This is a genomic window from uncultured Parabacteroides sp., assembly GCF_902493135.1.
GTDB lineage: Bacteria > Bacteroidota > Bacteroidia > Bacteroidales > Tannerellaceae > Parabacteroides.
Genome location: NZ_CABUOD010000041.1, coordinates 1 through 24,860, shown reverse-complemented (window position 1 = coordinate 24,860; position 24,860 = coordinate 1). Strand labels below are relative to the sequence as shown.

15 protein-coding genes are annotated in these 24,860 nt (G+C 46.5%); 11 read left to right on the top strand and 4 right to left on the bottom strand.

Features of this window, described 5'->3' with window-relative positions; all coding sequences use genetic code 11:
- Positions 1-8 precede the first annotated feature (8 nt).
- From RDN79_RS15525 to RDN79_RS15480, 10 genes are all read left to right on the top strand, one after another.
- On the top strand, positions 9-911 hold the full coding sequence (locus tag RDN79_RS15525; protein WP_298552052.1) for a DMT family transporter: 903 nt from the start codon (positions 9-11) through the stop codon (positions 909-911).
- A 123-nt stretch (positions 912-1,034) separates the two neighbouring features.
- On the top strand, positions 1,035-1,487 hold the full coding sequence (locus RDN79_RS15520) for a DUF4252 domain-containing protein (RefSeq protein WP_298552053.1): 453 nt from the start codon (positions 1,035-1,037) through the stop codon (positions 1,485-1,487).
- Positions 1,477-1,995, top strand: a complete 519-nt coding sequence (locus RDN79_RS15515) for an RNA polymerase sigma factor (RefSeq protein ID WP_298552054.1) — start codon at positions 1,477-1,479, stop codon at positions 1,993-1,995. Before RDN79_RS15520 ends, RDN79_RS15515 begins: the two co-directional genes overlap by 11 nt.
- Positions 1,985-2,383, top strand: coding sequence for a hypothetical protein (locus tag RDN79_RS15510; protein WP_298552055.1), 399 nt, complete (start codon positions 1,985-1,987; stop codon positions 2,381-2,383). Before RDN79_RS15515 ends, RDN79_RS15510 begins: the two co-directional genes overlap by 11 nt.
- A 4-nt stretch (positions 2,384-2,387) precedes the next feature.
- Complete coding sequence (locus tag RDN79_RS15505) at positions 2,388-2,882, top strand: DUF4252 domain-containing protein (RefSeq protein ID WP_298552056.1); 495 nt, start codon at positions 2,388-2,390, stop codon at positions 2,880-2,882.
- A gap of 415 nt (positions 2,883-3,297) precedes the next feature.
- Entirely contained in the window at positions 3,298-6,408 is a 3,111-nt protein-coding gene (locus RDN79_RS15500; protein ID WP_374044521.1) for a SusC/RagA family TonB-linked outer membrane protein, read from the top strand.
- Between the two features lie 35 nt (positions 6,409-6,443).
- Positions 6,444-7,970 (top strand): RagB/SusD family nutrient uptake outer membrane protein, encoded by a 1,527-nt coding sequence (locus RDN79_RS15495; RefSeq protein WP_298552060.1) that lies wholly within the window; start codon positions 6,444-6,446, stop codon positions 7,968-7,970.
- A gap of 61 nt (positions 7,971-8,031) precedes the next feature.
- On the top strand, positions 8,032-11,145 hold the full coding sequence (locus RDN79_RS15490; RefSeq protein ID WP_298552062.1) for a glycosyl hydrolase: 3,114 nt from the start codon (positions 8,032-8,034) through the stop codon (positions 11,143-11,145).
- A gap of 69 nt (positions 11,146-11,214) precedes the next feature.
- Positions 11,215-14,010, top strand: a complete 2,796-nt coding sequence (locus RDN79_RS15485; RefSeq protein ID WP_298552064.1) for a family 78 glycoside hydrolase catalytic domain — start codon at positions 11,215-11,217, stop codon at positions 14,008-14,010.
- A gap of 11 nt (positions 14,011-14,021) precedes the next feature.
- Positions 14,022-15,452 (top strand): L-fucose/L-arabinose isomerase family protein, encoded by a 1,431-nt coding sequence (locus RDN79_RS15480; protein WP_298552066.1) that lies wholly within the window; start codon positions 14,022-14,024, stop codon positions 15,450-15,452.
- A gap of 196 nt (positions 15,453-15,648) precedes the next feature.
- Here the strand turns inward: RDN79_RS15480 and RDN79_RS15475 are convergent, their stop codons facing one another.
- From RDN79_RS15475 to RDN79_RS15460, 4 genes are all read right to left on the bottom strand, one after another.
- The gene (locus tag RDN79_RS15475; RefSeq protein WP_298552068.1) at positions 15,649-17,613 is read right to left on the bottom strand and encodes a M12 family metallo-peptidase; all 1,965 of its coding nucleotides are present in this window, start codon (positions 17,611-17,613) and stop codon (positions 15,649-15,651) included.
- Between the two features lie 11 nt (positions 17,614-17,624).
- On the bottom strand, positions 17,625-18,053 hold the full coding sequence (locus tag RDN79_RS15470; RefSeq protein ID WP_298552070.1) for a hypothetical protein: 429 nt from the start codon (positions 18,051-18,053) through the stop codon (positions 17,625-17,627).
- 266 nt (positions 18,054-18,319) lie between these two features.
- The gene (gene mutS, locus RDN79_RS15465) at positions 18,320-20,959 is read right to left on the bottom strand and encodes a DNA mismatch repair protein MutS (RefSeq protein WP_298552072.1); all 2,640 of its coding nucleotides are present in this window, start codon (positions 20,957-20,959) and stop codon (positions 18,320-18,322) included.
- A 45-nt stretch (positions 20,960-21,004) separates the two neighbouring features.
- Positions 21,005-22,480, bottom strand: coding sequence for a right-handed parallel beta-helix repeat-containing protein (locus RDN79_RS15460; RefSeq protein WP_298552074.1), 1,476 nt, complete (start codon positions 22,478-22,480; stop codon positions 21,005-21,007).
- 86 nt (positions 22,481-22,566) lie between these two features.
- Here RDN79_RS15460 and RDN79_RS15455 point away from each other — a divergent pair, with 86 nt between their 5' ends.
- Positions 22,567-24,018, top strand: coding sequence for an arylsulfatase (locus RDN79_RS15455; RefSeq protein ID WP_298552076.1), 1,452 nt, complete (start codon positions 22,567-22,569; stop codon positions 24,016-24,018).
- The last annotated feature ends 842 nt before the right edge of the window (positions 24,019-24,860 follow it).

The window sequence follows — 24,860 nt, the reverse complement described above, 5'->3', positions numbered from 1 at the left end:
CATCAAGCATGAAGAATAAAATTACAGAAGCAAACGTCAGCATGGTAATATCCAAGACCTTCAGCGGTCTGAATATGAATGCCCTGAAATATCTGCTGCCACTCTGGATGACGCCGCTTTCGGGAGTTACGCTACGATGCACTTTCGCGGCAGTCGCTTTCTGGATTATCGGGATGTTTACGAAACCGGAAACTTCTACACGGAAGGAAAAGATATCTCTTTTCCTGTTAGGGGCACTGGGCATCTATGGTTTTATGTTCTTCTACCTGATCGGGCTGAGTAAGACAACTCCGGTCTCCAGCTCCATCTTCACCAGCCTCGAACCGATCTGGGTATTCATTCTTGCCGTAATCTTTTTCAAAGAGAAGATAACGAAGATGAAGGTTATCGGGATACTGATCGGGCTGGGAGGCGCCCTGCTTTGCATCCTGACGCAAAAGAGCGACGATCTGGCAGCCGACGCTTTTACCGGGAATATGCTTTGCCTGATGAGCTCGTTCGCGTACGCCGCCTACCTGATTATCAGCAACCGGATATTGAGTAAGGTCGGGGTGATGACCATGCTGCGATATACGTTTACAGGAGCGGCTTTTTCAGCCCTTATCGTGTCGGCGATAACCGGTTTCGATGCCAGAGTGCTGGAATTGCCTTTGCATTGGACGCCTTTCCTTATCCTGATGTTCGTCCTGATCTTCCCGACCGTCGTCAGCTATTTGCTCATCCCTATCGGCCTGAAATACCTGAGTACGACTTTGGTAGCCCTCTATGGCTATCTCATTCTGATTGTCGCCACCATCGTATCGCTCACATTGGGACAGGACCGTTTCAGCTGGACGCAACTGATAGCCATATTGCTCATCTGTTCCAGCGTTTACTTTGTCGAAATAGCAGAGAACAAAGAAAAAAAATAATTTTTTTCCCTTTCTTTGTAACAACTTCTTTTCCGTTCCCGTCTACTAAATGAACGCTCTTCAATAGCGCGCATTGAAAGAGCGGAACTAACGGAATTAAATAACGGTTAATACACAAGAAAGATGAAAAAATACATTGCAATCCTGATCCTCATTCTATCCTGCCAGGCAGGATACAGCCAGAGCATGGACAAACTGTTCAACGACTTTGCCAAGCAAAAAAACGTAACCCGCGTAACAGTCGGCCCGTTCCTGATGAAAATAAGCAGCCTGTTCACCGAGACGATGGGCGTGAACAGCATCGAAGTCCTTTCTTTCGAGGAATGCGGCAGTACCGTCAAAGACGATCTCCGCGCTGCCATCAAAAAACTGAAAGATCCGAATTTTGAAACAATGGTCAACTCCAACGAGGAGGGCAGCCGTACGAAAGTAATGGTACGCATTGACGAAGATATCATCCGCGAACTGGTGATCCTGACAACCGACGGAGGCGACGATGCCCTGATCCGTATCAAAGGGAAAATCAAACCGTCCGATATCGAAAAAGTAGTAAACGACCACAAAGATGGATGTTGAGAGCTTTAAAAGGCTGTTCCTTCCCCTTCATCCCAAGCTCTTCCGGATCGCTTACGCTTTGGTCGAAAATAAAGCCGATGCCGAAGATATCCTGCAAGATGCCTACTATAAGCTGTGGAGCCGGCGGAATGAACTGGCCGATGTCCGGAATCCGGAAGCCTTCTGCGTGACGCTGGTCAAAAACCTTTGCCTCGATTTCCTTCGTTCTCCCCGTGCGGGCAGGCATGACGAGGATGTCACCGAAGCCGTCAGCCTCTCGACAGATGCTTCTCCGGACAAAGAACTGGAAATGCAAGACAAAGTGGAGCAAGTCCGCCACCTGATCGACCGCCTGCCGGAAAATCAACGGCAAGTCCTCCGGTTGAAAGGGATTGAAGACTGCTCGATGGATGAGATAGAACAGATCACCGGCCTGAGTGCCGTCAACATACGGGTGCTACTTTCCCGGGCACGAAAAATAATCCGGGAACAATTTGAAAAATATTATACATACGAATATGAACGATAAAAAAATAGACGAACTGATCAATAAAGCCCTCCAGGAGGAGCAGGCTTTACCCGAAGGACTTTCCCGCAGGCTGGAAGAGCGGATCGACGCCTGGGCCGCCACGGAAGAAAAGAAGAATCGTTCATTGGCCCGTAGACGGACTTTATACTGGTTAAGCGGAGTCGCCGCCTCCATCCTGCTGTGTATCGGCTTTTTCCAGTACGATGTATCGTCCCATACTCCAGACCGGCGCGACACTTACACCAATCCGGAAGATGCCGCCGTCGCCGCCGAAAAGGCTTTGCTCCTGCTGTCGCACAACCTCAACAAAGGCATCAGCCAGGTAAACAATGCCGGGCAGGAGATAGATAAAGTAAACAACATTTTAAACAAACATTTAAACGATTAATCTTATGAAATCCAAGAATATATTCCTGATCCTGTTTCTTTGCTGCACCAGCCTGTGTTTCGCCCAGGACAAACTGTTCGAAAAATATGCCGACATGGATAACGTGACATCCGTCTTCATCTCCAAGAAAATGTTTGACATGATCCCTAACGTAGAAAGCGGCGGTCTCAACCTGATGAACCTGAAAGGGAAAATAAACAACCTCCAGATCGTCACTTCCGACAAGCGGGAGGTACGGGAGCAGATGCGAAAAGAATTCAGCAGCCTCATCGGCCAATCGCATGAAGAACTGATGCGGGTCAAGGACAACGACACGCGTGCCTCTTTCTACATCGTCCAGAACGGCGACCTGATCAACGAAATGATCATGCTGGCCGACACGGATTCGGACTATGTGGTCATCCGGATAACAGGCAAGTTCACTTTGCAGGATATACAGGATGTGGCAACAAGTTTTTCCCAAAACGATAAAAAAGAGGTAACGATCAGTTACAACTAAAACTGAAAAAGGATTGTTAGCCCGAAAAAGATAAGTATGCTTTTGCGAATACCTTAGTTCTGGTAGAACTAAGGCTATTCTTGTCTGTTGTTCGCTACCGTGACAAAATTAGGTATATAAAACGACCGGATGTTTTCAAAAATGATATTAAAATTAGCCAAATTGATATTCTTTCAAAAAAGATATTCTCCTTTTTCCCTTCCAGAAGACTCCAATAACCTCTACAGATAAGCCAAAACCGACAACCGAACCTACTTTTTTACAACTATCCGTACCGTATAGTACATAGTTCTACCAGAACGAATTCAATTGTAATTTTAAATCATTTGCCTATGGAGAGAAGTAAAGAACACACCTAAAAAATTTTAGTAGAGAAAATTAGAGTATTTCAACTGTTAAATTAAATTTTAATATTATGATCAAATCGATATGCAGCAATCTATTGTCAAAAGCTGTACTATTATCAGTATTTTTAAGCCCCGGATATGTGATTTCAAAAGCTCATGCAAACACAGAATCCATCAGTGGCATAGAACAAACGAACGGTAAACTGTCCGGACGGGTGATCGACGCAAAAGGAGAACCTATCCCAGGTGCAAACATTTCCGTCAAAGGGACCACTATCGGTACCATTACGGACATGGACGGTAATTTTTCCATAGATGTTAGCCCCAATCAAATACTCACCATCAGTTTCATCGGATATGAGACCAAAACAATCCCTGTCTCCAACCAGAAAACATTAAATGTCGTTCTGAAAGAGACTGTAAACCAGCTGGACGAACTTGTCGTCGTTAGCTACGGTACGCAGAAAAAAAGGGATCTGACCGGATCTGTTTCAAAGATAGATGCAGGAGAATTAGAAAGTTTCCCCGTAGGGCAATTTGCTCAAAAACTACAAGGGCAGGTAGCTGGTGTACAAATCAACCAGTCTACAGGACAACCGGGTAAAGGCATGGGATTCCGTATCCGTGGTGCAGCTTCTATCAATGGCGGCAGTTCACCCTTATTCGTAGTCGATGGGATCCCTGTCAATATGGATCTAAGCAGTATCAACCCGGATGAAATCGAAACTTTTTCCATCCTGAAAGATGCCGCTGCCACTTCCCTGTATGGATCACGTGCCGCCAATGGCGTCGTACTGATCACAACGAAAAGGGGGAAACAAGGCAAAACCCAGGTAGACGTAAACGCTTCGTTCGGTGTCCAGACTTTAAAGGGATTAAAAACTCCGGATGTTATGAACGGGGAAGAATTTGCCCAATACAAAAAAGAATACTACGAAGATGCAGCCAGATATGAAGGATATACCGGAGGAGTTCCGGAACAATATCAAAACCCATCCCAATACGGTGCCGGAACCAACTGGTATGACTTGCTGACACGCAATGCCGCCACGCAGAATTACAGTATCAGTGTGACAGCCAATAAAGACAAGTTCAACACGGCTATCGTATTAGGTTACTTCCGCCAGGATGGCGTCATGTACAATTCTAACTTCGAACGTTATTCTTTACGTGCAAACAACGATTATCAGGTTAACGACCGCTTAAAATTAGGACTGAACATAGCTCCCACCTTACAAATCAAAAACAATCAAAATACAGACGGAGGCTGGCAGATATTAAGTGCTGCATTCTTGGCTGACCCGACTGTAAATCCTTACGATGAGAACGGAGAACCTATTCTTTCTTTAAACTCTCCGGGTATGTTCCCACAGCCAAACTGGATACGTGTTTTACATGAAAAAACAAGTAAAACACAGGATTTGGCTTTATTAAGCAATGCTTTTGCAGAACTGGATATATGGAACGGCATCAAATATAAATTCCAGGCAGGCCTCGATTTAGGAGCCAAGAATTACAGGGATTTTACACCTTCGACATCCGGCGGAGCGATGTTCACTGCTCCCCCTCAGAAAGCAAGCGGACAATACAACACCAACTTCCATTATAGCTGGACCATCGAAAATATGTTGATGTATAACCACAAATTCGGAGACCACAACATCGATGCACTGGTCGGTTACAGCGCACAAAAATATTCCAACGAATATAACCAACTGACAGCAACCGACTTTCCAAGTGATGATATCGCCTGGATGGGTGCTGGTGCCACCAAAAACGGTGACAACAACATCGAGCAATGGACACTGGCCTCCGTCATTGCACGTGCAAACTACAGTTTCAAAGATCGCTACTTACTGCAGGCAACATTCCGCCGGGATGGGTGCTCACGTTTCGGAACAGGCAATAAATATGCGAACTTTCCTTCCGTATCCGCCGGATGGATTGTATCCGACGAGGCTTTCATGGAACCGGTAACCGATGTTATGAATTACCTGAAAATAAGAGCCAGCTATGGATTAACCGGTAACTACAACATCGGTAATTACCGGTATATAGCGGGAGTCAACACTTACAACTATGTCCTGGGTGGTTCTTTAGCTCCGGGAAAAGGATTGGGTAATTTAGGGAACAATGCCCTTACTTGGGAAGAAACAAAGCAACTGGACTTAGGTGTCGATATCGGTTTCTTAAACGATCGTATCTATTTGATGTATGACTATTATAATAAGAAAGTCGACGGACTTTTGTATCAGGTCGATATTCCGAGAGCTTCCGGCTTTTCCAACATTTATTCCAATATCGGTGATTACAAAGCATGGGGACATGAAATCACTTTGCAATCCCGTAACCTCGTCGGCGATTTCAAATGGACTACCAATTTGAATATAGCCTTCAACCGGAATGAAATAACCAAAATGGGAACAAACAATACCCCGAAAGGCGGATATTCCAATCAGGAAGATTTCAACCGTTTAGCTGTAGGAGAACCTATCGGTATATTCATGGGATATGTATTTGACGGCGTATATATGACCGAAGAAGAGTTTAACTCCCAGCCAAAGCACGCCTCATCCGAGATCGGAACGGTCCGCATGAAAGATGTCAGCGGTCCTAACGGTGTTCCTGACGGTATAATCGACAACAATGACCGTGTAAAAATCGGTGACCCGAATCCGGATTTCATTTATGGTATGACAAATGAATTTTCCTGGAAGAACTTCGACCTGAGTATCCTGATCAGCGGACAGGTAGGCGGCGACATCATAAATTCAAACTACGAGCACACTCTGAATATCGACGGTTGTTTCAATGTATTGAAGAAAGTTGCCAACCGTTGGCGCTCTCCGGAAAATCCGGGTGACGGACAAGTTCCGAGAACAAAAGCCGGTACAACGGAATTATTCCGCTTCAATAATAGCAGTTGGGTATATGATGCTTCCTATTTGACCATAAAGAATATCACTCTGGGCTACACGATTCCGATCAAACCGAGCCAGTACCTTTCCAAACTCCGGGTATATGTAACAGCCCAGCAATTGGCAACATTCACCAAATACCCAGGTATGAATCCGGAAATAGCCATGAATGAAGATATGGGATGGAACGGTTTAGGGGTAGACCGTACGACTTACCCGGTTCCAAGAACATTCAGTATCGGATGCAACATCTCATTCTGACAGGAAAACAAATTATAAATTTAAAACGAAAGATCATGAAAAAGATATTTAGTTTAGTTGTTGCATTATTGACTTTGGCTTCTTGTTCGGAAGATTTCCTGAATCTGACGCCTCAATATTATCCGAATGATGCGACATTCTTTAAAACCCAGGAGCAATTCACGCAAGCAGTGAACGGAGCCTATTCCGCTTTACGGGGAGTATCGGCAAGACAAGGATATCTGATGGGAGAAATGCGTTCCGACAATACGCATTACACCCGCTATAAAGCGGACCGCGGTCTACACATCCTATATCGCGAAAACATTGCGGATTTTGTTGTAGACGACCAGAACCAATGGACAAATGAAATGTATTATGCATGTTATACGGGCATTTCAAGAGCCAACACCATTCTGAACCGCATTGAAGGGACAACTTTTCCCGATGATTTCAAAAATAAAACGATCGGGGAGGCTAAATTCATCCGTGCCTTCATGTATTTCCAATTGGTGCAATGCTACGGAGACATCCCTTTGCATCTGGAAGAAGTGACGGGAGCAGACAACGCATTCTTACCCCGTTCGTCCGTTAACGATGTATATACGGCCATCATCGACGATGTGAAAGACGCCATCGAGAAACTTCCGACAGTCAAATTCCCGCAAAACGGTGCGGCAACCAAAGGAGCAGCCAAAATGCTTTACGCTTATGTATTAATGACAAAGCCGGACCGGGATTATGCGACAGCGGAAGCGCAGTTGAAAGATGTCATGAATATGGGATATGAATTACTTCCCGATTATGCCGATATATACGACACATCCAAAAAGAACGGAAAAGAATCGATCTTCGAAATCCAATATCAAATGGGAGATCAAGGGCAGCAAAGTGATTGGCTGTACTACTTTATCCCCAAAACAACGAATGCGGAAATTATTACAGGTGTTCCCGATTGCAGTACGCTGCTGACAGGGGGCTGGAATGTCCCGACACCGGAAATGATCGCTTCTTACGAGCCGGGAGATCTCCGCGTCGACCCGTCTATTGCGGTTGCGGTCGGTACACTGGATGCGGCAAACGCTTTAGTCGTAGCCGATGTACTAAAAATCGGCGATCCCAAGATCAATGATTACCCTGTAAATTATCCGTTTATCAATAAATACCGTCACGCGCACTCCAAGATAGAAAATACAGACGACAACTGGCCTGTTTACCGTTATGCGGACTGTCTGTTATTGTTAGCCGAATGTCTGGTGGAACAAGGACGTGCGGGAGACGCAGCACCTTATGTCAATCAGGTACGTGCACGTGCAGGTTTACCAGCTGTCACAACAATCAATGCCGAGGTGGTTGCCAATGAGCGACGTCACGAACTCGCATTTGAGAACCATCGCTGGTATGATTTGTTGAGAACAGGAAAAGCTCTTGAAGTAATGACCGCGTACGGAAAATATATCAAAACGATTGATACGGAACTCCCTGAACGTACCTATCAGATAAAACCGGAATATTTGCTTTATCCGATACCTTACAACGAGCTGCAATTAAATGAGCAACTCAAACAAAATCCCGGTTATTAATTATCATAATTAACAAAAAGACCTTTACTTTTGCAGTAGAGGTCTTTTTACTATTAGCACCATGAATACACGACACATTATCAGAAACTTTATGTATGCCGTAGCGGGAGGTATCCTGTCTCTCGGAACGGCCGGTTGCAGTGGCAACAAAGCGGAAACGACAGATAGTTTTTCCACTCTGGAAGCCCAATTCTCCAATCCTTCATCCGAGTACCGTACAGCTCCCTTTATGGTTTGGAACGGAAAAGTTACAGAAGCTGAAATAGACCGCATGCTGAAAGACTTTAAAGATGCCGGGTGCGGAGGAGCGTTTATCCATCCCCGTCCGGGCATGATCACGGAATATATGTCGGACGAATGGTATTCCCTCTACCGCTATGCCGTCGATAAAGGAAAAGAGATGGGACTGGACATCTGGATCTACGATGAAAACTCCTATCCCAGCGGCTTTGCCGGAGGACATGTTCCCGAAGAGATGCCCGAATCCTACAACCAGGGACAAGGACTTGCGTTGACAAAAACAGATCTTCTGCCTGACAAGACAGACGAATATTTCATCATCCTCAAAAAAGAAGGGGACAAATGGGCGGATATCACGAACGCCCTGAGCCAGCATAAAAAAGCAAAAGGAGAATATTACCTCTACAAAAAGACCTACTTAGGCAAGTCGGACTGGTACGGTGGCTACTCATATGTCGATCTGCTTGTTCCCGGCGTAACCGAGAAGTTCATCGACCTCACAATGAAAGGTTACGAGAAGAGCATACAGGACGAGTTCGGGAAGTCTGTTTTCGGTATCTTCACCGACGAACCGAACATCAGTAGTCCGGGTGGCCTACGTTGGACTCCGGATCTGTTCGAAGTCTTTCAAAAGCAGTGGGGATACGATCTAAAACCACTCCTTCCCCTCCTGAACGAAGAGACGGGCAATTGGAAACAGGTACGCCATAATTATATGGAAACCCTGTTGCAAATGTTTGTCGACCGCTGGTCCAAACCCTGGCACCACTACTGCGAGACGAACAACCTGAAATGGACCGGACACTATTGGGAACACGGTTGGCCGCAAATGAACGACGGCCCGGACAATATGGCAATGTACGCCTGGCATCAGGTACCCGCTATCGACATGCTGTTCAACCAGTTCGACGAAACCAGCCCGCAAGCACAGTTCGGCAATATCCGCGCAGTAAAAGAATTGCGCAGTGCCGCCAACCAGACAGGCCGCAGCCGTACCCTCAGCGAAACTTATGGAGGCGGCGGTTGGGATGAAACTTTCAAAGACTTCAAGCGGCTGGGCGATTGGGAATATGTACTCGGGGTCAACTTCATGAACCAACATTTAGCCCATATGACACTGACGGGAGCACGCAAATACGACTATCCGCCGGTATTCACCTACCATTCTCCCTGGTGGCCCGACTACCGCGAACTGAATGACTATTACGGACGCCTTTCATTTATTATGAGCAAAGGCATCCAGAAAAACGATATTTTGGTTCTGGAACCCAACTCGACTTTATGGAGCTATTACGTCCATACAGGAAGTTCCCCGAAACTCATGGAGATAGGAAGCGATTTCCAAACTTTTGTAACGACTTTGGAAAAGAACCAGGTAGAATATGACCTCGGTTCCGAAAACATCATCAAAGACCTCGGAAAGGTAGAAAACGGGCGTTTCATCGTCGGCAATGCCTCCTACTCGACTGTCGTTCTGCCTCCCATGATGGAGACCTTAAACAAGCCTACCTTCAACCTCTTGCAACAATTTGTAGAACAAGGTGGACAGATCATAACCTTCTCCGCTCCCACCCGGATAGACGGAGCCGTCAATGACGAACTGGCCGGACTGTTGACCGGTGCAACCGTCACATCACTCCCGGAACTGTCCAAAGATGTAATCGCCCGGTATTTCTCTTCCGATAACTTCAGGATTACTTTCAACAGTGGTAACCTGTATCACCACCGTCGCCGGTTTGCAGACGGAGAATTGGTTTTCCTTGTCAACTCTTCTATGGATGAAGTTGTTGACGGCACCCTTTCGACGCAGGGAAAAGCCATACTGGAAATGGATGCCCTGAACGGAGAAATCTATACGTATCCGTCTTCAAAAGAAGGAGACAAACTAAGTACATCTTTCCGGATCGAACCGGCAGGAAGCCTCTTGCTTTACTGTTCTGACAAGAACCCGAAAAACTATCCGGAACGTCCTGAAAAAGTAGCAAGCAGCCCGGTTACGGCAACAAGCCGGACCACCGTCAGCCGTTTACGCGATAATGCTCTGACAATTGACTTTTGCGATGTTACGGTTAAAGGAAAGACTTACAAGAAACAACATTTCTCCCGTGCCGCCGATATCGCCTTCAAAGCGCACGGATTCACCAATGGCAATCCTTGGAATACCTCCGTACAATACAAACGGAATATCCTCGACCGCGACCACTTTAAGGATGGCGGCTTCACGGCCTCCTATCATTTTACGGTAAACGACGCTTTCGACTATTCCGGTATCAAACTGGTTTCCGAACGCCCCGAACTATTTACCGTAAAAATCAACGGAAATCTCGTGAACGTTCTTCCAGATGAATGGTGGCTGGACCGTTCTTTCGGCGTTTATCCGATAGGCGGACAGGTGAAAAAAGGTAGCAATACGGTAGAACTCAGCATCAACCCGATGCGTATTTTTGCGGAGATAGAACCGGTCTACATCATCGGAAACTTCTCGGTCGTACCCGAACAAGAGGGATGGAGCATCGGTGCGCCACAGGAATCGTTCGCTCTGGGTAGCTGGAAAGAACAAAAGCAACCGTTCTACTCATGGGATATGAGCTATAGCAAAGAATATACCCTCGATGACCTTACAGGCAGATATGCCGTCAAACTGAACAAATGGAACGGGACGGTAGCAAAAGTATATGTCAACGGACAGAAAGCCGGTATGATCGCCTTCGACCCCTGGCAACTGGATGTAACATCCTACCTGAAAGAGGGTGGCAACACGATCGATGTACATGTGATCGGCAGTTTGAAGAACCTGTTAGGCCCGCATTACCGGAATCCGGCTCCCGGCTTGGCATCTCCCTGGCATTGGAAAAACGTAGACAAACCGATACCCGGAAAAGAATACCAGATGGTGGATTACGGGCTGATGGAAGATTTTGAATTAATGCATTAAACATACACGAAAAAAGGGTGCGTGCTTTTCCGGAAAAGCATGGCACCTTTTTCAAAAAAGGACGGCAGCATGAAAAATAGACTTTTAAACATTTGTATCTTATGTATGGTTTTTCCTTTCTTTCTACAGGCAGCGGACACACATTCCGTTTATAACCTGCGATGCGAACAGGAAGAAAACCCGTTAGGAATCGAAACAGGACAACCTTGTTTCAGCTGGCAGATACAGGCACAACAACGGAACTTCGAACAATCGGCCTGGCAGATATTAGTGGCCGATTCTCCGGAAAAACTACAGGCCGGCAATGGAAATATCTGGGACAGCGGAAAAACGCTTTCTTCCGCCTCGATCCTTGTTCCTTTCAAAGGAAAAGAATTGAAAGCAGGACAGACTTACTACTGGAAAGTAAGGAGTTGGGATAAAGAGGACAGCCCTTCCCGCTGGAGCTGTACCCATACCTTCGGCATGGGGCTTCTTTCGGAAAAAGACTGGAGCAATGCCAAATGGATTGCACTGGAAAAAGACAGGAAAGACGAAATCGTCACGACAGGGCTGCACGGACTGGCCAACGTGGACCGGGAACTCAAAGGCAAAAAGATCGGTATGTACCGCCTTCCCCAATTCCGAAAAGAATTTACGGTTCAAAAACCGGTGAAACGAGCAACCGCCTATGTCTCCGGGCTCGGACATTTCGATATGTTCCTGAATGGAGAGAAGGTGGGTAACAACTTTCTCGATCCGGGATGGACAAAATATGATAAATGTGCGCTGTATGTCACTTTCGATCTGTCCGGACAGCTAAAGCAAGGCGGAAACGCAATAGGCGTCATGTTGGGAAACGGCTTTTTCAATATCCCGCGGGAACGTTATTTCAAACTGCTTGCTTCATATGGCGCTCCGCGCCTCTTGATGAAAATACAAATCGAATATGCAGACGGCAGTACGCAGGACATCGTAACCAGTACAGACTGGAAAACAACCGAAAGCCCCGTTACCTACAGCAGTATTTACGGTGGTGAAGACTACGATGCCACGAAAGAACAGGCCGGATGGATGCAACCCGGTTTCGACGACCGTACCTGGAACAAAGCCCTCGACACAGGTTGGAAAACCCGGCTCCTCTCCCAACGCTCCGCACCGCTGACCGTACGTGACCGAATCCCCACCGTCCGTCTTTTCAAGACCCGGAAAGGACAATGGGTGTACGATTTGGGACAAAACTTTTCCGGCATCATACGGCTTTCCCTGCATTCAAAGGACACGCACCCGGTTAAGCTCTATCCGGCCGAACTGCTGAATCCGGACAGTACCGTAAACCAAAGCGCGTCCGGCGCTCCTTTCTGGTTCGGTTACACACCGAAAGGAAAAGGTATTGAAAGCTGGCAACCCCAGTTTACCTACTACGGTTTTCGTTACGTGCAGGTCGAAGGTGCTGTTCCCGCCGGACAACCCAATCCGGACGGACTACCTGAAATAACGGAAATCACCGGTCTTCATACTTGCAATTCGGCCGAAGATGTCGGCAGTTTCCATTGTTCCAAGCCGTTGTTCAATCAGACATACGAACTGATCGACTGGGCGATTCGCAGCAATATGGCAAGCGTGCTGACCGACTGCCCGCATCGTGAGAAGTTGGGTTGGCTAGAAGAAGCGCACCTGATGCAATACTCCGTACAATACCGCTACAACCTGGCACGCCTGTACGAAAAGACATTCAACGATATGCGCTCCACACAAGCAGCCAACGGCATGATACCGACCATTGCTCCCGAACTGGTCGAATTCGAAGGAGGCTTCAAGGATACGCCGGAATGGGGAAGCACATTTGTCATCAGCCCTTGGTACATTTACCAATGGTATGGCGATACGCGCCCGATCGAAACCTATTATCCGGATATGCAACGCTACATCGACTACCTTTCCTCGAAAGCCGACAACCATATTATCGCCTACGGCTTGGGAGACTGGTTCGACATCGGTCCGAAAAGTCCGGGAGAATCGCAACTGACCTCCAATGGCGTAACGGCAACGGCTATCTACTATTACGACGTCACCCTGATGGAGAAAATGGCAAACCTTTTAGGGAAGCCGGACGATGCACGCAAGTACCAGGAACTGGCGGCCCGGATCAAACAAGCCTTCAACCGGACTTTCTGGAACCCGTCCACCCGTACCTACGACCGCAACAGCCAGGCGGCAAACGCCGTCGCACTCTACATGGGACTGACGACTCCGGAAAACAGGCAGCAGGTATTCGATAACCTGATAGCCGATATCCGCGGACGCAACAACGCCCTGACGGCAGGCGACGTCGGCTACCGCTATGTCTTGCGTGCCCTTGAAGCCGGTGGCGCTTCGGATGTCATTTACGACATGAACTGCAAGTACGACACACCGGGATACGGTTGGCAACTGGCACACGGAGCTACCGCTCTCACCGAATCCTGGCAGGCATACGGCTTCGTATCGAACAATCATTTTATGTTGGGTCATCTGATGGAATGGTTGTTCAGCGGCTTAGGAGGCATCCGTCAGAAAGAAGATTCCTTCGGGTTTAAGCATATTGTCATCAAACCCGAACCGGTCGGTGATGTCCGAGACGTACAGGTTTCCTACGAATCGCCTTACGGACAGATTATTTCCGACTGGAAAGACAACGATAAAGAATTTATCATCCGAGTGGAAGTACCGGCAAACAGCAAAGCCTCCGTCTATCTCCCGTCTGCCGATACGAAACAAATAACCGAAAGCGGTGTACGATTGGAAGATGTCCCCGGAATCAGTTGCAAACAAGAAGGAAACCAGTATGTCGTGGCAACAACAGGTTCCGGTACTTATGCTTTCAAAGTGAAGAAAAATAAATAATGAAGAATACCATGAATACAACAAAAAAGGAAGTTAAAGTCGGACTGATCGGAGTCGGATTGAACACCTATTGGAATCAATTCGAAGGGCTTCTCTCCCGATTGGCGGATTACCAAAGAAAGATAAAAGAACGTATGTCCGGCTTACAGGCAACCGTGATTGACGGGGGAATGGTAGACAGCCCGGAAAAGGCAGTCCGGACAGCAGAAGTTTTAAAAAGTGAAGACATAGAAATCCTCTTCATCTTTATTTCGACCTATGCCCTTTCCTCAACGATCCTTCCGATCGCCCAGCGCATCAAGATTCCGGTTATCCTGCTCAACATACAACCCGTAGCCGCCATAAATTACAATTATATCAACGGATTAGGCGACCGTGGAAAAATGACCGGCGAATGGCTGGCTCACTGCCAAGCCTGTTCCACTCCGGAATTTGCCTGCGTATTCAACCGTGCCGGCATCAAATACGACATCCTGACCGGTTACCTCGAAGAACCATACGTATGGAACGAAATCGAAAACTGGATCGATGCGGCAAGGGCCGTACAAGGGATGCGTAACAACCGGATGGGTATTCTCGGACACTATTATTGCGGTATGCTGGACGTTTACACCGACATTACCCGGCAGTCCTTCACTTTCGGCACTCACATAGAGCTTATCGAAATGTGCGAACTCAAAGCTTACCGGGATGCTGTAACGGAAGACGAACGAACAGCAAAACGTCTAGAATTTTCCATGAAGTTTGAAGTCGACCCGCATTGTGAAGAATACGAATTGGATCGTGCTGCCCGCACCTCTGTCGCACTCGATAAACTGGCCGAAGCCCACGACCTCGGTTCAATGGCCTACTACTACGAAGGTTGGAAAGGAAACGATTATGAAAATATCGTGACTTCCGTAATAGCCGGCAATACTTTGCTTACAGGACGCGGCATCCCGGTAGCAGGCGAATGCGAAGTAAAGAACGTACAAGCCATGAAGCTCCTTTCTCTTTTGCATGCCGGAGGTTCATTCTCTGAACCGTATGCCATGGACTTCAATGACGATGTTGTTTTATGGGGACATGACGGGCCGGCCCACTTCGCCATTGCCGAGGGAAAGGTCAGCCTCGTACCGCTACCCGTATATCACGGTAAACCGGGCAAAGGATTGTCCATTCAGATGCGCGTCAAGCAGGGACCTGTCACTTTTCTTTCCGTATGTGAAAATAATGATGGCGTATTTTTACTTGTCGCAGAGGGAGAATCGACCGACGGACCCACCCTGCACATAGGAAACACGAACAGCCGCTACAGGTTCAGTTGCGGAGCCCGCACCTTTATGAACCGATGGAGTAAGGCGGGTCCTTCACACCACTGTGCAATCGGTATCGGACATGTTGCGGACAAGCTAAAGAAGATAGCTTTCCTGTTAGACATACCTGTTATCCAGGTTTGTTAAAAGACAAGGAAAAAGAGAGAGCCTCTCTAATGTAGAGGAGACGTTATCCCCTACAGCAGAGAGACACCCTCTCCTGACTTTGACAGATTTTGGTCTCTATATTTTTTCAAAACTTAAAATCAGGCATATATGAATTTCAGGACACCGTTTCGGGTGTCCCGTCAGGAAAAAGATCATCGTACATGCACGACACGTGTCAGTGGCTCACAATGACCTGTTGCACCACCGGCTTCTCTCCTTTCCCATCATAAATATGGAGGAAATAATTGCCGCCCGGTAATCCGGACACGTCGAGCGAAATCCGCTCGCCCGCCGACTGCGCGGTACGGACCAGAGCGCCTTGCAGGTTGAACAAACGGACGTCATAGTGTTTCTGTTGCACCGCCGTAGAGCTGAAAGCCTGCGCCGGCTGTTCGCCGATGGAGGAGAAATCGACATACAGGGTTTGGCTGGCGGGGTTGGGGTAGGCGACTGCGACAGAACGGTTATTCGAATCATAAACCGTTACGCCGGATACCGTATACTCTCCCATACCAAATTTATTAGCGGCTCTGACGACTATCTGATAACTCCCTGTTTGGTAAAATGCGATATCAAATGTAGAAGTATTAGCCCCATAAACAGAATTATTGCCCTGAGGATTCAGTATCCATTCAAATTTAGTAGGCGAACAACGCCCGTCATATATGGCTCTATATTTAGCATAATCCGTATTAGGAGTACGATTCGGCCCTTCGATAGTGATAACCGGTTTACCCACATAAACGGATCCGGACATAGAAGCTCCACCTGCTGTTTTAATCGTCGCATAGCTGGTTCCATCCCTTCCTGTTTTAAAAGTGGCACTCGCGCCGGACGTACTTACTAAATCCATCGGATAACCGCTCCAAGTAAACATTCCGGAAGGGAAAGGAGATGCTGTAAAGGTCACGTTCGTGCTATTATTTACAAAACTACTTCCGGAAGTTACAGAGACTTTCTGCAAATAATTATTGGAATAAATATGTTGGCCAATGCGGGCTACAGAGGCTTGGGAGAAGTAAGGGGGATCTTTTACAAAGCCACTACACATAACACTGGCTAAATTAGAATTATCAGCATACTGGCAATCACTATGCGAACCACCACATAAATGCCCTAATTCATGATCCACCGTAGAAAATCTTCTACTCTCAATTAAATGCTCAAATGTCGCCATGTAACTGGTCGCCTTATTTCTGATATCTCCTACAGCATTCGCTCTACCTAATAATAACTGATCAGTTGAAATCTTGGCTTCTTTTCCAGAAAAGATCATTACTACATCTCTATCAATACTACTCAAATTCTGATTCCAATAATTCTTTACTTGCGAAAGAAAGGCTGCACCTTGATCCGTAAATGATGTTATAGTATAAGGACTATTACTTCTATAGTAGTGAACATATGCAATCTGAAAAGCTATATTAAATGTACGGGCATACAATCCTTCTGCTTCATTTAGAATTGCTAAAATTCGATTATTACTATTATCTCCATACAAATTATAAAATTCTTCATCTGCATCCGCTGCTATTTTCATTATTCTAATAACAGTTTCAAAATCATATAAATCTGTAGCCATTGGCATAATCGCTGATTCTGACATTTCTTGTTCTAATTCAGGAGTACCGCAAGAATAACTACCTGACGTGTCAATTATATCATTTCTAAAATAAGCAATTGTATTTCCTCCATTCTCAACAGGAGAAGATAAATGCAATAAATCTTCTCCCGTATTAATATATCCATTTATATATCTGTTATCCACAATGGATAAACGTACAGACTTTGTACTATCTGATTTTAAATATCCTGCATACAATTTTACAGTAGGATGATCTTCATGTAAAATACCATTTTCATCCGTATAAAAAGCCGGAGTATTTTCCAATATTGTATTTTCCATCAGCACAACGTCATAATCTTTATTGAAAAAAGACATTTTTACCTCCATCTGATTATTTTCCAAACCTCGTGCATCCAACAATGTTTGAACATTGATGCGATAAATTTTTTGTATTGTTGTATTCACCGTTTTTTCTAATGCTGCACCATACACTTCTCCAATATCAATTCTTATTTGAGAGAAAGTGAATGTATTTATACAGAAAAGAGCAACTATAGATATTAAATATTTCATGATATTTTCATTTATTCGATTATTATATTTTTGTGAACTTGTATATTCTTAAGGAAAAGCGGTAGTGGATATATGGATGAGAAAGGAGCACGAACTTCACCTGAAAAAATAATTTCCAAATCTTCCTCCAATTGATCTTGGGAGATGTTTTCAGGAAAAAAGTTTGCATATTCTTCCTCTTTTGTGGTCGCAATTCCTAATTTTCCAGTAAAACACTTTTTAATCCAGCCTTTCTGATTTTTAAAAGCTACATATTCTTTCCACTCTCCTTCGAAGTATTGATTCCACTCGTCATCCCATTCCGACAGTTTAAGTGTTTCATATCCGCCGAAAGTTTCAAAATCTTCATTTGAGTCACACCCTCCGGCAAAAAACAGCGACACAAAAAGCAGCAATGGCCACAGCCATCGCCTCATTCTTATTTTCTTTTGTACATTCATACTTTCTGATTTGTTTTAAAGTCAACATCCTAAAATCCATACATTCTTTTGATGAGAAGACGAACCCTGGTTAACACAAGGTTCGTTGGCACTGTAGCAAACATTCCTGGCAGGCAGTTATTCCTTTCTTTAAACCTGCGTTTTTGATTTATTACTGATTGCAACAAATATAGGGATAATATTATTACAAAATACAATAACACCCTTTAAAATAAAGGATGCAATAGAATTGGGATTCGTTGCATCAGGGGAAAAAATGTATCGGTTTATTTCCCAGTAATGATCCTCCGTATCTCGCTCAGCTTGTTCAGAGCTTCCAGCGGCGTCAGGTTGTTGACATCCAGATTCTTGATCTCATCCCGCACCTGGCTGAGTACCGGGTCGTCCAATTGGAAGAAGCTGAGTTGGTAGCCGTCTGCCGAAGAAGCGATTCCTTTTACAGGCTTGCTTTTGACGCTGCCTTTGCGCTTTTCCGTGGCGATCCCCTCCTGACGGTTTTCCGTTTCCAACTGTTTCAGGATCTCATTGGAACGTTTCACGATGCTTTTCGGCATGCCGGCCATCTTGGCCACATGGATACCGAAACTGTGCTCACTGCCTCCGGGGATCAGCTTGCGCAAGAAGATCACTTTGTTATTGACCTCCTTCACCGAAACATTGTAGTTCTTGATGCGTTTGAAAGAAGCCTCCATCTCGTTCAACTCGTGGTAATGGGTGGCAAACAAGGTCTTCGCACGGGCATTGGGATGTTCGTGGATATATTCGACAATCGCCCAGGCGATGGAAATACCGTCGTATGTGCTTGTCCCGCGTCCCAATTCGTCAAACAGGACAAGACTGCGGGAAGACATGTTGTTGAGGATATCCGAAGCCTCGTTCATCTCCACCATGAAAGTGGATTCTCCAACCGAAATGTTATCCGAGGCTCCCACACGCGTAAATATCTTGTCGACAATCCCGATATGGGCACATTCGGCGGGGACGAAACAACCGATCTGGGACATCAGCGTGATCAAGGCCGTCTGGCGAAGCAAAGCGGACTTGCCGGCCATGTTCGGTCCGGTGATAATGATGATCTGCTGCTTTTCATCGTCGAGATAGACGTCGTTGGCAATATAAGGCTCGCCGATAGGCAACTGCTTTTCGATCACCGGGTGGCGGCCTGCCTTAATATCGATCACCTGCGAATCATTCACATCCGGACGGATATAGCGGTTGCTTTCAGCCACCTTGGCAAACGAGAGCAGGCAGTCCAGACGACCGATCAGGTTTGCATTCACCTGGATAGGCGGGATATATTCGGAAAGGCAAAGTACCAATTCGTTAAAGAGACGGGCTTCCAGCGAAAGTATCTTCTCTTCCGCCCCCAATATCTTTTCTTCGTATTCTTTCAGTTCTTCGGTAATATAACGTTCGGCATTCACCAAGGTCTGTTTGCGTATCCATTCGGCAGGAACTTTGTCCTTGTAGGCGTTACGCACCTCGATATAATATCCGAAGACGTTGTTGAAACCGATTTTAAGGCTCGATATGCCCGTCAGCTCTATTTCCCGTGCTTGCACCTTCAAGAGATAATCTTTGCCCGAATAAGCGATTGCACGCAGTTCGTCCAGCTCGGCGTTCACGCCTGTCGCAATCACGCCGCCCCGGTTCAGCAAGGAAGGCGGATCACCCGCGATCTCCTTTTCTATCCGGTCGCGGATCAAGGCACAGGCATTCAACTGTTCGCCGATACGGCAAAGACTCGGTTCATCGCTTGCCGTGCAAGCCTCCTTGATCGGCTCGATGGCGCGAAGGGCGACTTTCAACTGCACCACTTCGCGGGGAGAGACGCGGCCCACCGCTACTTTGGAAATGATACGTTCCAGGTCGCCGATCTGTTCTAATTTTTCTTCCAACAGTTCCTTCACTTCGGGATGGCGGAAGAAATATTCCACTACGTCCTGACGCTCGTGGATCGGTTTCACATCCTTCAACGGGAACAAGATCCAACGGCGCAGCATACGCGATCCCATCGGGGATACGGTCTTGTCCAGTACATCCAGCAAGCTCGTCCCCTCCTCGTTCATCGTGCTGACCAACTCTAAACTGCGCACCGTAAACTTGTCGAGGCGCACATAACGGTCTTCTTCGATACGGGAAAGAGAGGTGATATGAGAAATATGGGTGTGCTGCGTCTGATCCAGATAATACAGGATGGCCCCCGAAGCTACGATTCCTAATTTCAAGTGCTGGACACCGAAGCCTTTCAGGTTCTTCGTTTCGAAATGTTTCAACAGGCGGTCGTTGGCCGCTTCCGAAGTGAACACCCAGTCGTCCAGTTCGAAAATAAAGAACCGGGGACCGAAAGCCTCTTCAAAACGTTTACGGCTACCCCGTTCGACCAATACCTCTTTCGGAGAAAAGTTATTCAACAGTTTATCCACATAATCAACGGTTCCTTCGGCTGTCAGGAACTCGCCGGTAGAGATATCGAGGAACGCGATTCCACAGACGTCCTTACCGAAATGGAGGGCGGCAAGGAAGTTGTTTTCTTTATGGTTGAGGATATTGTCGTTGATAGAGACACCCGGAGTCACCAGTTCGGTGATGCCTCGCTTCACTAATTTCTTCGTAAGCTTCGGATCTTCCAGCTGGTCGCAGATGGCTACGCGCTTGCCGGCACGCACCAGTTTAGGCAGATAGCTGTCCAACGCATGGTGGGGGAAACCGGCCATCTCGACCGTTTGCCCCGGCCCGTTCGCTTTTTTCGTCTGTACGATACCTAAGATTTCAGCTCCTGTCACAGCATCTTCGCCATACATTTCGTAAAAGTCGCCTACACGGAATAGCAGGATTGCATCAGGATGTTTCGCCTTTATATCGAAATACTGCTTCATCAAGGGTGTTTCCACTATCTTTGCCACTGTTCTTTTCTTTTTATCTGTTCAACCGTACAAAGGTACGACTTTTCATCTTTGTTCAAAAAATTTACGGATAGCTGTTGATTTCACAAACCTGCCATACGTGCCGGCAATCTCGACCATTTCCAGCATTTCAGGGATACTATATCCATCGGGAAAAGATTGGGGCAATCTATCGTCCGGTTTCTGCGTGAACCTGCCTACGTAATAGTTGTACACAAACACATTGTTGGTTGACTTTGTAAAATTGAACGTGCTTTTTTCAAATGATTGAAAAATATTCTCATGTACAAACGTGCTGTCCGGATAGCCGCCCCAAGAGTCGAAAGTCATCATGCTGCAGTCCATCTCTTCTATGTATTTCATTCCCCTATGGATAATATTACGGCAGATAGTCGTATTCTTTACCGGCCCGGCCAGATGGATCAACGGGGAAAACATGCCGACACGTGTCGGACGGGTCCGGCGACCGTCGTTAACACTGATATTGTATTGCACAACGGTCCCCACGTTCCCGGCATTGAAAGAAGCCGGAGCTTCGCCAGAGTTACAGATCAGCACCATCCCGCCATCATTATCGTGACTATAATTATACTGGATAAGCGTGTTCCGGCAATTCCAGTCCGAATCGAAACCTTGTGCATCCCAGGGAGCCTTATGGTCGCTCACCTCATTGAACTGGATAACCGTATTGTCGCAGCTCCACGGCCAGATACCGGCGGCGGCCTCCGTATCGGGAAGGGTGGCCGGACAATTGCGCATCACGTTATACTCGATCAACGTGCTGTCGCAACCGATCGGAACAATACCGTCGCCCGGAACCTCCTCTATCAGGTTTTTACGGATAACCGTATGTTTGCTCGGATGCCAGTTCTCCCGGCTGCTATATCCCGACCAGATCATCGCGTTACGGGCACAACGCCGGATCCGGCAATTCTCTATTGTCAGGCTGTCGAAGACGGATATGACATCTTTCCCTCCATTCACGATCAGGATGCCGCTACCGCCTCCTTCTTCCTTGACCAACGAACCGTTCACATCCCGTATATCCACACCGTCTATGACGATATTCTTGGAAACTCCATAGTTCCGGCACTCGATCTTCAGCCCCGTGCGGTGCGGTTTCCTTTCCTTCCCGGTATTGACTATCTCCACATTCCGCAGTGTCAGATAATCCGAATTGAGGATACGGACGGCATACAGGGAAGTATCGTTGCCGACAATACAGGGCTTATCTCCCTCACCGTATGCCTCAATATAAATCCGGTTATCAGAGGTTCCTTGTCCCGATATTTCGAGTTCACCCTGAAAAGTATTCCCTCTTTTCAGAAGCACCCTGTCACCCGGATTCAGTTTCACGTCCCGAAGTTTGGAAAGACTTTTCCAGGCATTCGATTCGGAAAGTCCGCTCTGATTATCATCGCCATTCGCAGCATCCAAATAATAAGTAGTCGAAAATTCCGAACAGCTTGCCAATACCAACAGAAGCAGGCAAGCGGAGAGTAAACAGGTTATTTTTTTCATGATATTCACTTATATTTTATGCTCAAAGATAATTATTCTTTATAAAAAATATAACTTTGTAAGCATTCTAACAAAAAACATCTATCATGAAACAAGCAATTCTAATTTCGACCGGCCTTTTGCTGGCAGCTCCTTTCATCCACGCGGAGAAGAATAAGGACAAGAAACCGAATGTCGTTTTTATCCTTGCGGACGATTTGGGTTATGGCGATCTAAGTTGTTACGGACAGGAAAAGTTCGAGACACCCAACATCGATAAGTTGGCACAAAGCGGAATGCGTTTTACGCAGTGCTATTCGGGGACCACCGTCAGCGCCCCTTCCCGCTCCTGCCTGCTGACAGGAACGCACAGCGGGCATACGCCTGTCCGCGGTAACCTCGAACTCGATCCGGAGGGGCAGTTTCCCCTTCCCGCCGATGCCCGTACCATCTTCGAGGTAATGAAAGATGCGGGATATAAGACATCCGCTTTCGGCAAATGGGGACTGGGTTATATCGGTACGACCGGGGATCCTAAAAATCAGGGTTGCGACACTTTCTACGGATATAATTGCCAGTTGCTGGCACACAGCTATTATCCCGACCACCTCTGGGACAACGACAAACGGGTGGAACTCGAAGACAACAACCTGAATGTACAGTACGGAGAAGGTACCTACTCGCAAGATCTTATTCACGGAAAAGCATTGGACTATCTGGACAATATGAATCCGGACGAACCGTTCTTCATGTGGTATCCGACCATTATCCCGCATGCGGAACTGATCGTGCCGGAAGACAGCATCATCCGAAAATTCCGTGGCATGTATCCGGAAAAACCTTACAAAGGAGTCGAACCGGGCAACCCTGCCTTCCGCAAGGGAGGTTACTGCACGCAGTTCCATCCGCATGCCACTTTCGCCGCTATGGTCTACCGCCTGGACGTCTATGTCGGTCAGATCATCCAGAAGTTAAAAGACAAAGGCTTATATGATAACACCATCATCATCTTTGCAAGCGACAACGGCCCGCATATGGAAGGGGGCGCCGATCCCGACTTCTTCAACAGCAACGGCATTTATCGCGGATACAAACGGGATCTGTACGAAGGCGGCATCCGCGTCCCGATGATCATTTCCTGGCCGGGACATGTCCAACCGAGTACGGAAACCGATTTTATGTGCTCTTTCTGGGATGTATTACCGACCTTCGAAGAAATCATCCATCCGAAAGCCAAGCAGAAGGAAATGGACGGCGTCAGCATGCTCCCCCTCCTGGAAAACCGGAAAGGACAGAAAGAACATGAATTCCTGTATTTCGAATTCCAGGAACTGAACGGCCGCCAGGCCGTACGCAAAGGACCGTGGAAATTGGTTCACATGAATATCCGGGGTGACAAGCCCTATTATGAACTGTATAACTTGGCTTCCGACCCGTCGGAACGGCACAATATATTGGACCAGTATCCTGAAAAAGTAGCGGAACTGAAAGATATCATGGTCCGTGAACACAGACCGGATCCGAACTGGCCGCTATTGAAAGAGGAAAAGGCGAAATAATAGGGAAAATTTATAGAAAAGGATGTCAAAATCCAGGACAACCGCATCAAAATTTTCCAGGATTGTGATCTACATACGAAGTTTTCGGCAAATCTTCTATCACTCTATCACTACAAAAGTGTAGCTATTGATATTCAATCGTTATATCAGTGATACAGGATGTTTTCCTGTATCACTGCCTCTATCACTCCTGAGACATGATGTTTTTATCATATGATTGGGAACCAGCGTATTGCCTTCTGTTACTTTTGAAAAAACATGTAAAATAATCGAATAAACAAATGTAAAAACGAATATAATAGGTATTAAATTGACGAAATACGGTTCTTCATTCCACAAAAGCCATCTCATTTTTTAGCTGAAACAAGCACATAATTCTGTAAACACCCCCATGTTGCCCTCCTTAACATCCGGGTGTAGAGAACCGGTACATCCGGGTGTAAAAGAGGGCAACAGGGGGATGTCCGGCAACTAAAGTACCTTGCCGGACAATGAAAACCACCCGGTTTCACATATTTTATAGCCGTTTTTACATAAAATACATCGAGTGATTTGCAGAGATGGAATAGGGCGTTTATCGTTTGTATTATTTGCAATGCGCTTATATACAGTTGCATATAAACGCAATACCTGTTTTTCCTCCAAATTGCCGATGATAGGGTAGTGATACTGTAGTGATAGAGAAAACGGGCATATATCACTAATCAAACAAGTTGAATATCAATTGGTAAAAAGAAATCAGTGATACAGTGACAGAGGAAATGGGAAAAACTGGGTTCTTCGTCACTTTCGGGGCAGCAAAATATGCTAACCGCCTTTATCTATGGACTATGCCAGCTTAT

Bases quoted from the DNA above. Each gene is read 5' to 3' on its own strand.
- RDN79_RS15525 (WP_298552052.1), top strand. From the start codon at position 9: ATGAAGAATAAAATTACAGAAGCAAACGTCAGCATGGTAATATCCAAG.
- RDN79_RS15520 (WP_298552053.1), top strand. From the start codon at position 1,035: ATGAAAAAATACATTGCAATCCTGATCCTCATTCTATCCTGCCAGGCA.
- RDN79_RS15515 (WP_298552054.1), top strand. From the start codon at position 1,477: ATGGATGTTGAGAGCTTTAAAAGGCTGTTCCTTCCCCTTCATCCCAAG.
- RDN79_RS15510 (WP_298552055.1), top strand. From the start codon at position 1,985: ATGAACGATAAAAAAATAGACGAACTGATCAATAAAGCCCTCCAGGAG.
- RDN79_RS15505 (WP_298552056.1), top strand. From the start codon at position 2,388: ATGAAATCCAAGAATATATTCCTGATCCTGTTTCTTTGCTGCACCAGC.
- RDN79_RS15500 (WP_374044521.1), top strand. From the start codon at position 3,298: ATGATCAAATCGATATGCAGCAATCTATTGTCAAAAGCTGTACTATTA.
- RDN79_RS15495 (WP_298552060.1), top strand. From the start codon at position 6,444: ATGAAAAAGATATTTAGTTTAGTTGTTGCATTATTGACTTTGGCTTCT.
- RDN79_RS15490 (WP_298552062.1), top strand. From the start codon at position 8,032: ATGAATACACGACACATTATCAGAAACTTTATGTATGCCGTAGCGGGA.
- RDN79_RS15485 (WP_298552064.1), top strand. From the start codon at position 11,215: ATGAAAAATAGACTTTTAAACATTTGTATCTTATGTATGGTTTTTCCT.
- RDN79_RS15480 (WP_298552066.1), top strand. From the start codon at position 14,022: ATGAATACAACAAAAAAGGAAGTTAAAGTCGGACTGATCGGAGTCGGA.
- RDN79_RS15475 (WP_298552068.1), bottom strand. From the start codon at position 17,613: ATGAAATATTTAATATCTATAGTTGCTCTTTTCTGTATAAATACATTC.
- RDN79_RS15470 (WP_298552070.1), bottom strand. From the start codon at position 18,053: ATGAATGTACAAAAGAAAATAAGAATGAGGCGATGGCTGTGGCCATTG.
- RDN79_RS15460 (WP_298552074.1), bottom strand. From the start codon at position 22,480: ATGAAAAAAATAACCTGTTTACTCTCCGCTTGCCTGCTTCTGTTGGTA.
- RDN79_RS15455 (WP_298552076.1), top strand. From the start codon at position 22,567: ATGAAACAAGCAATTCTAATTTCGACCGGCCTTTTGCTGGCAGCTCCT.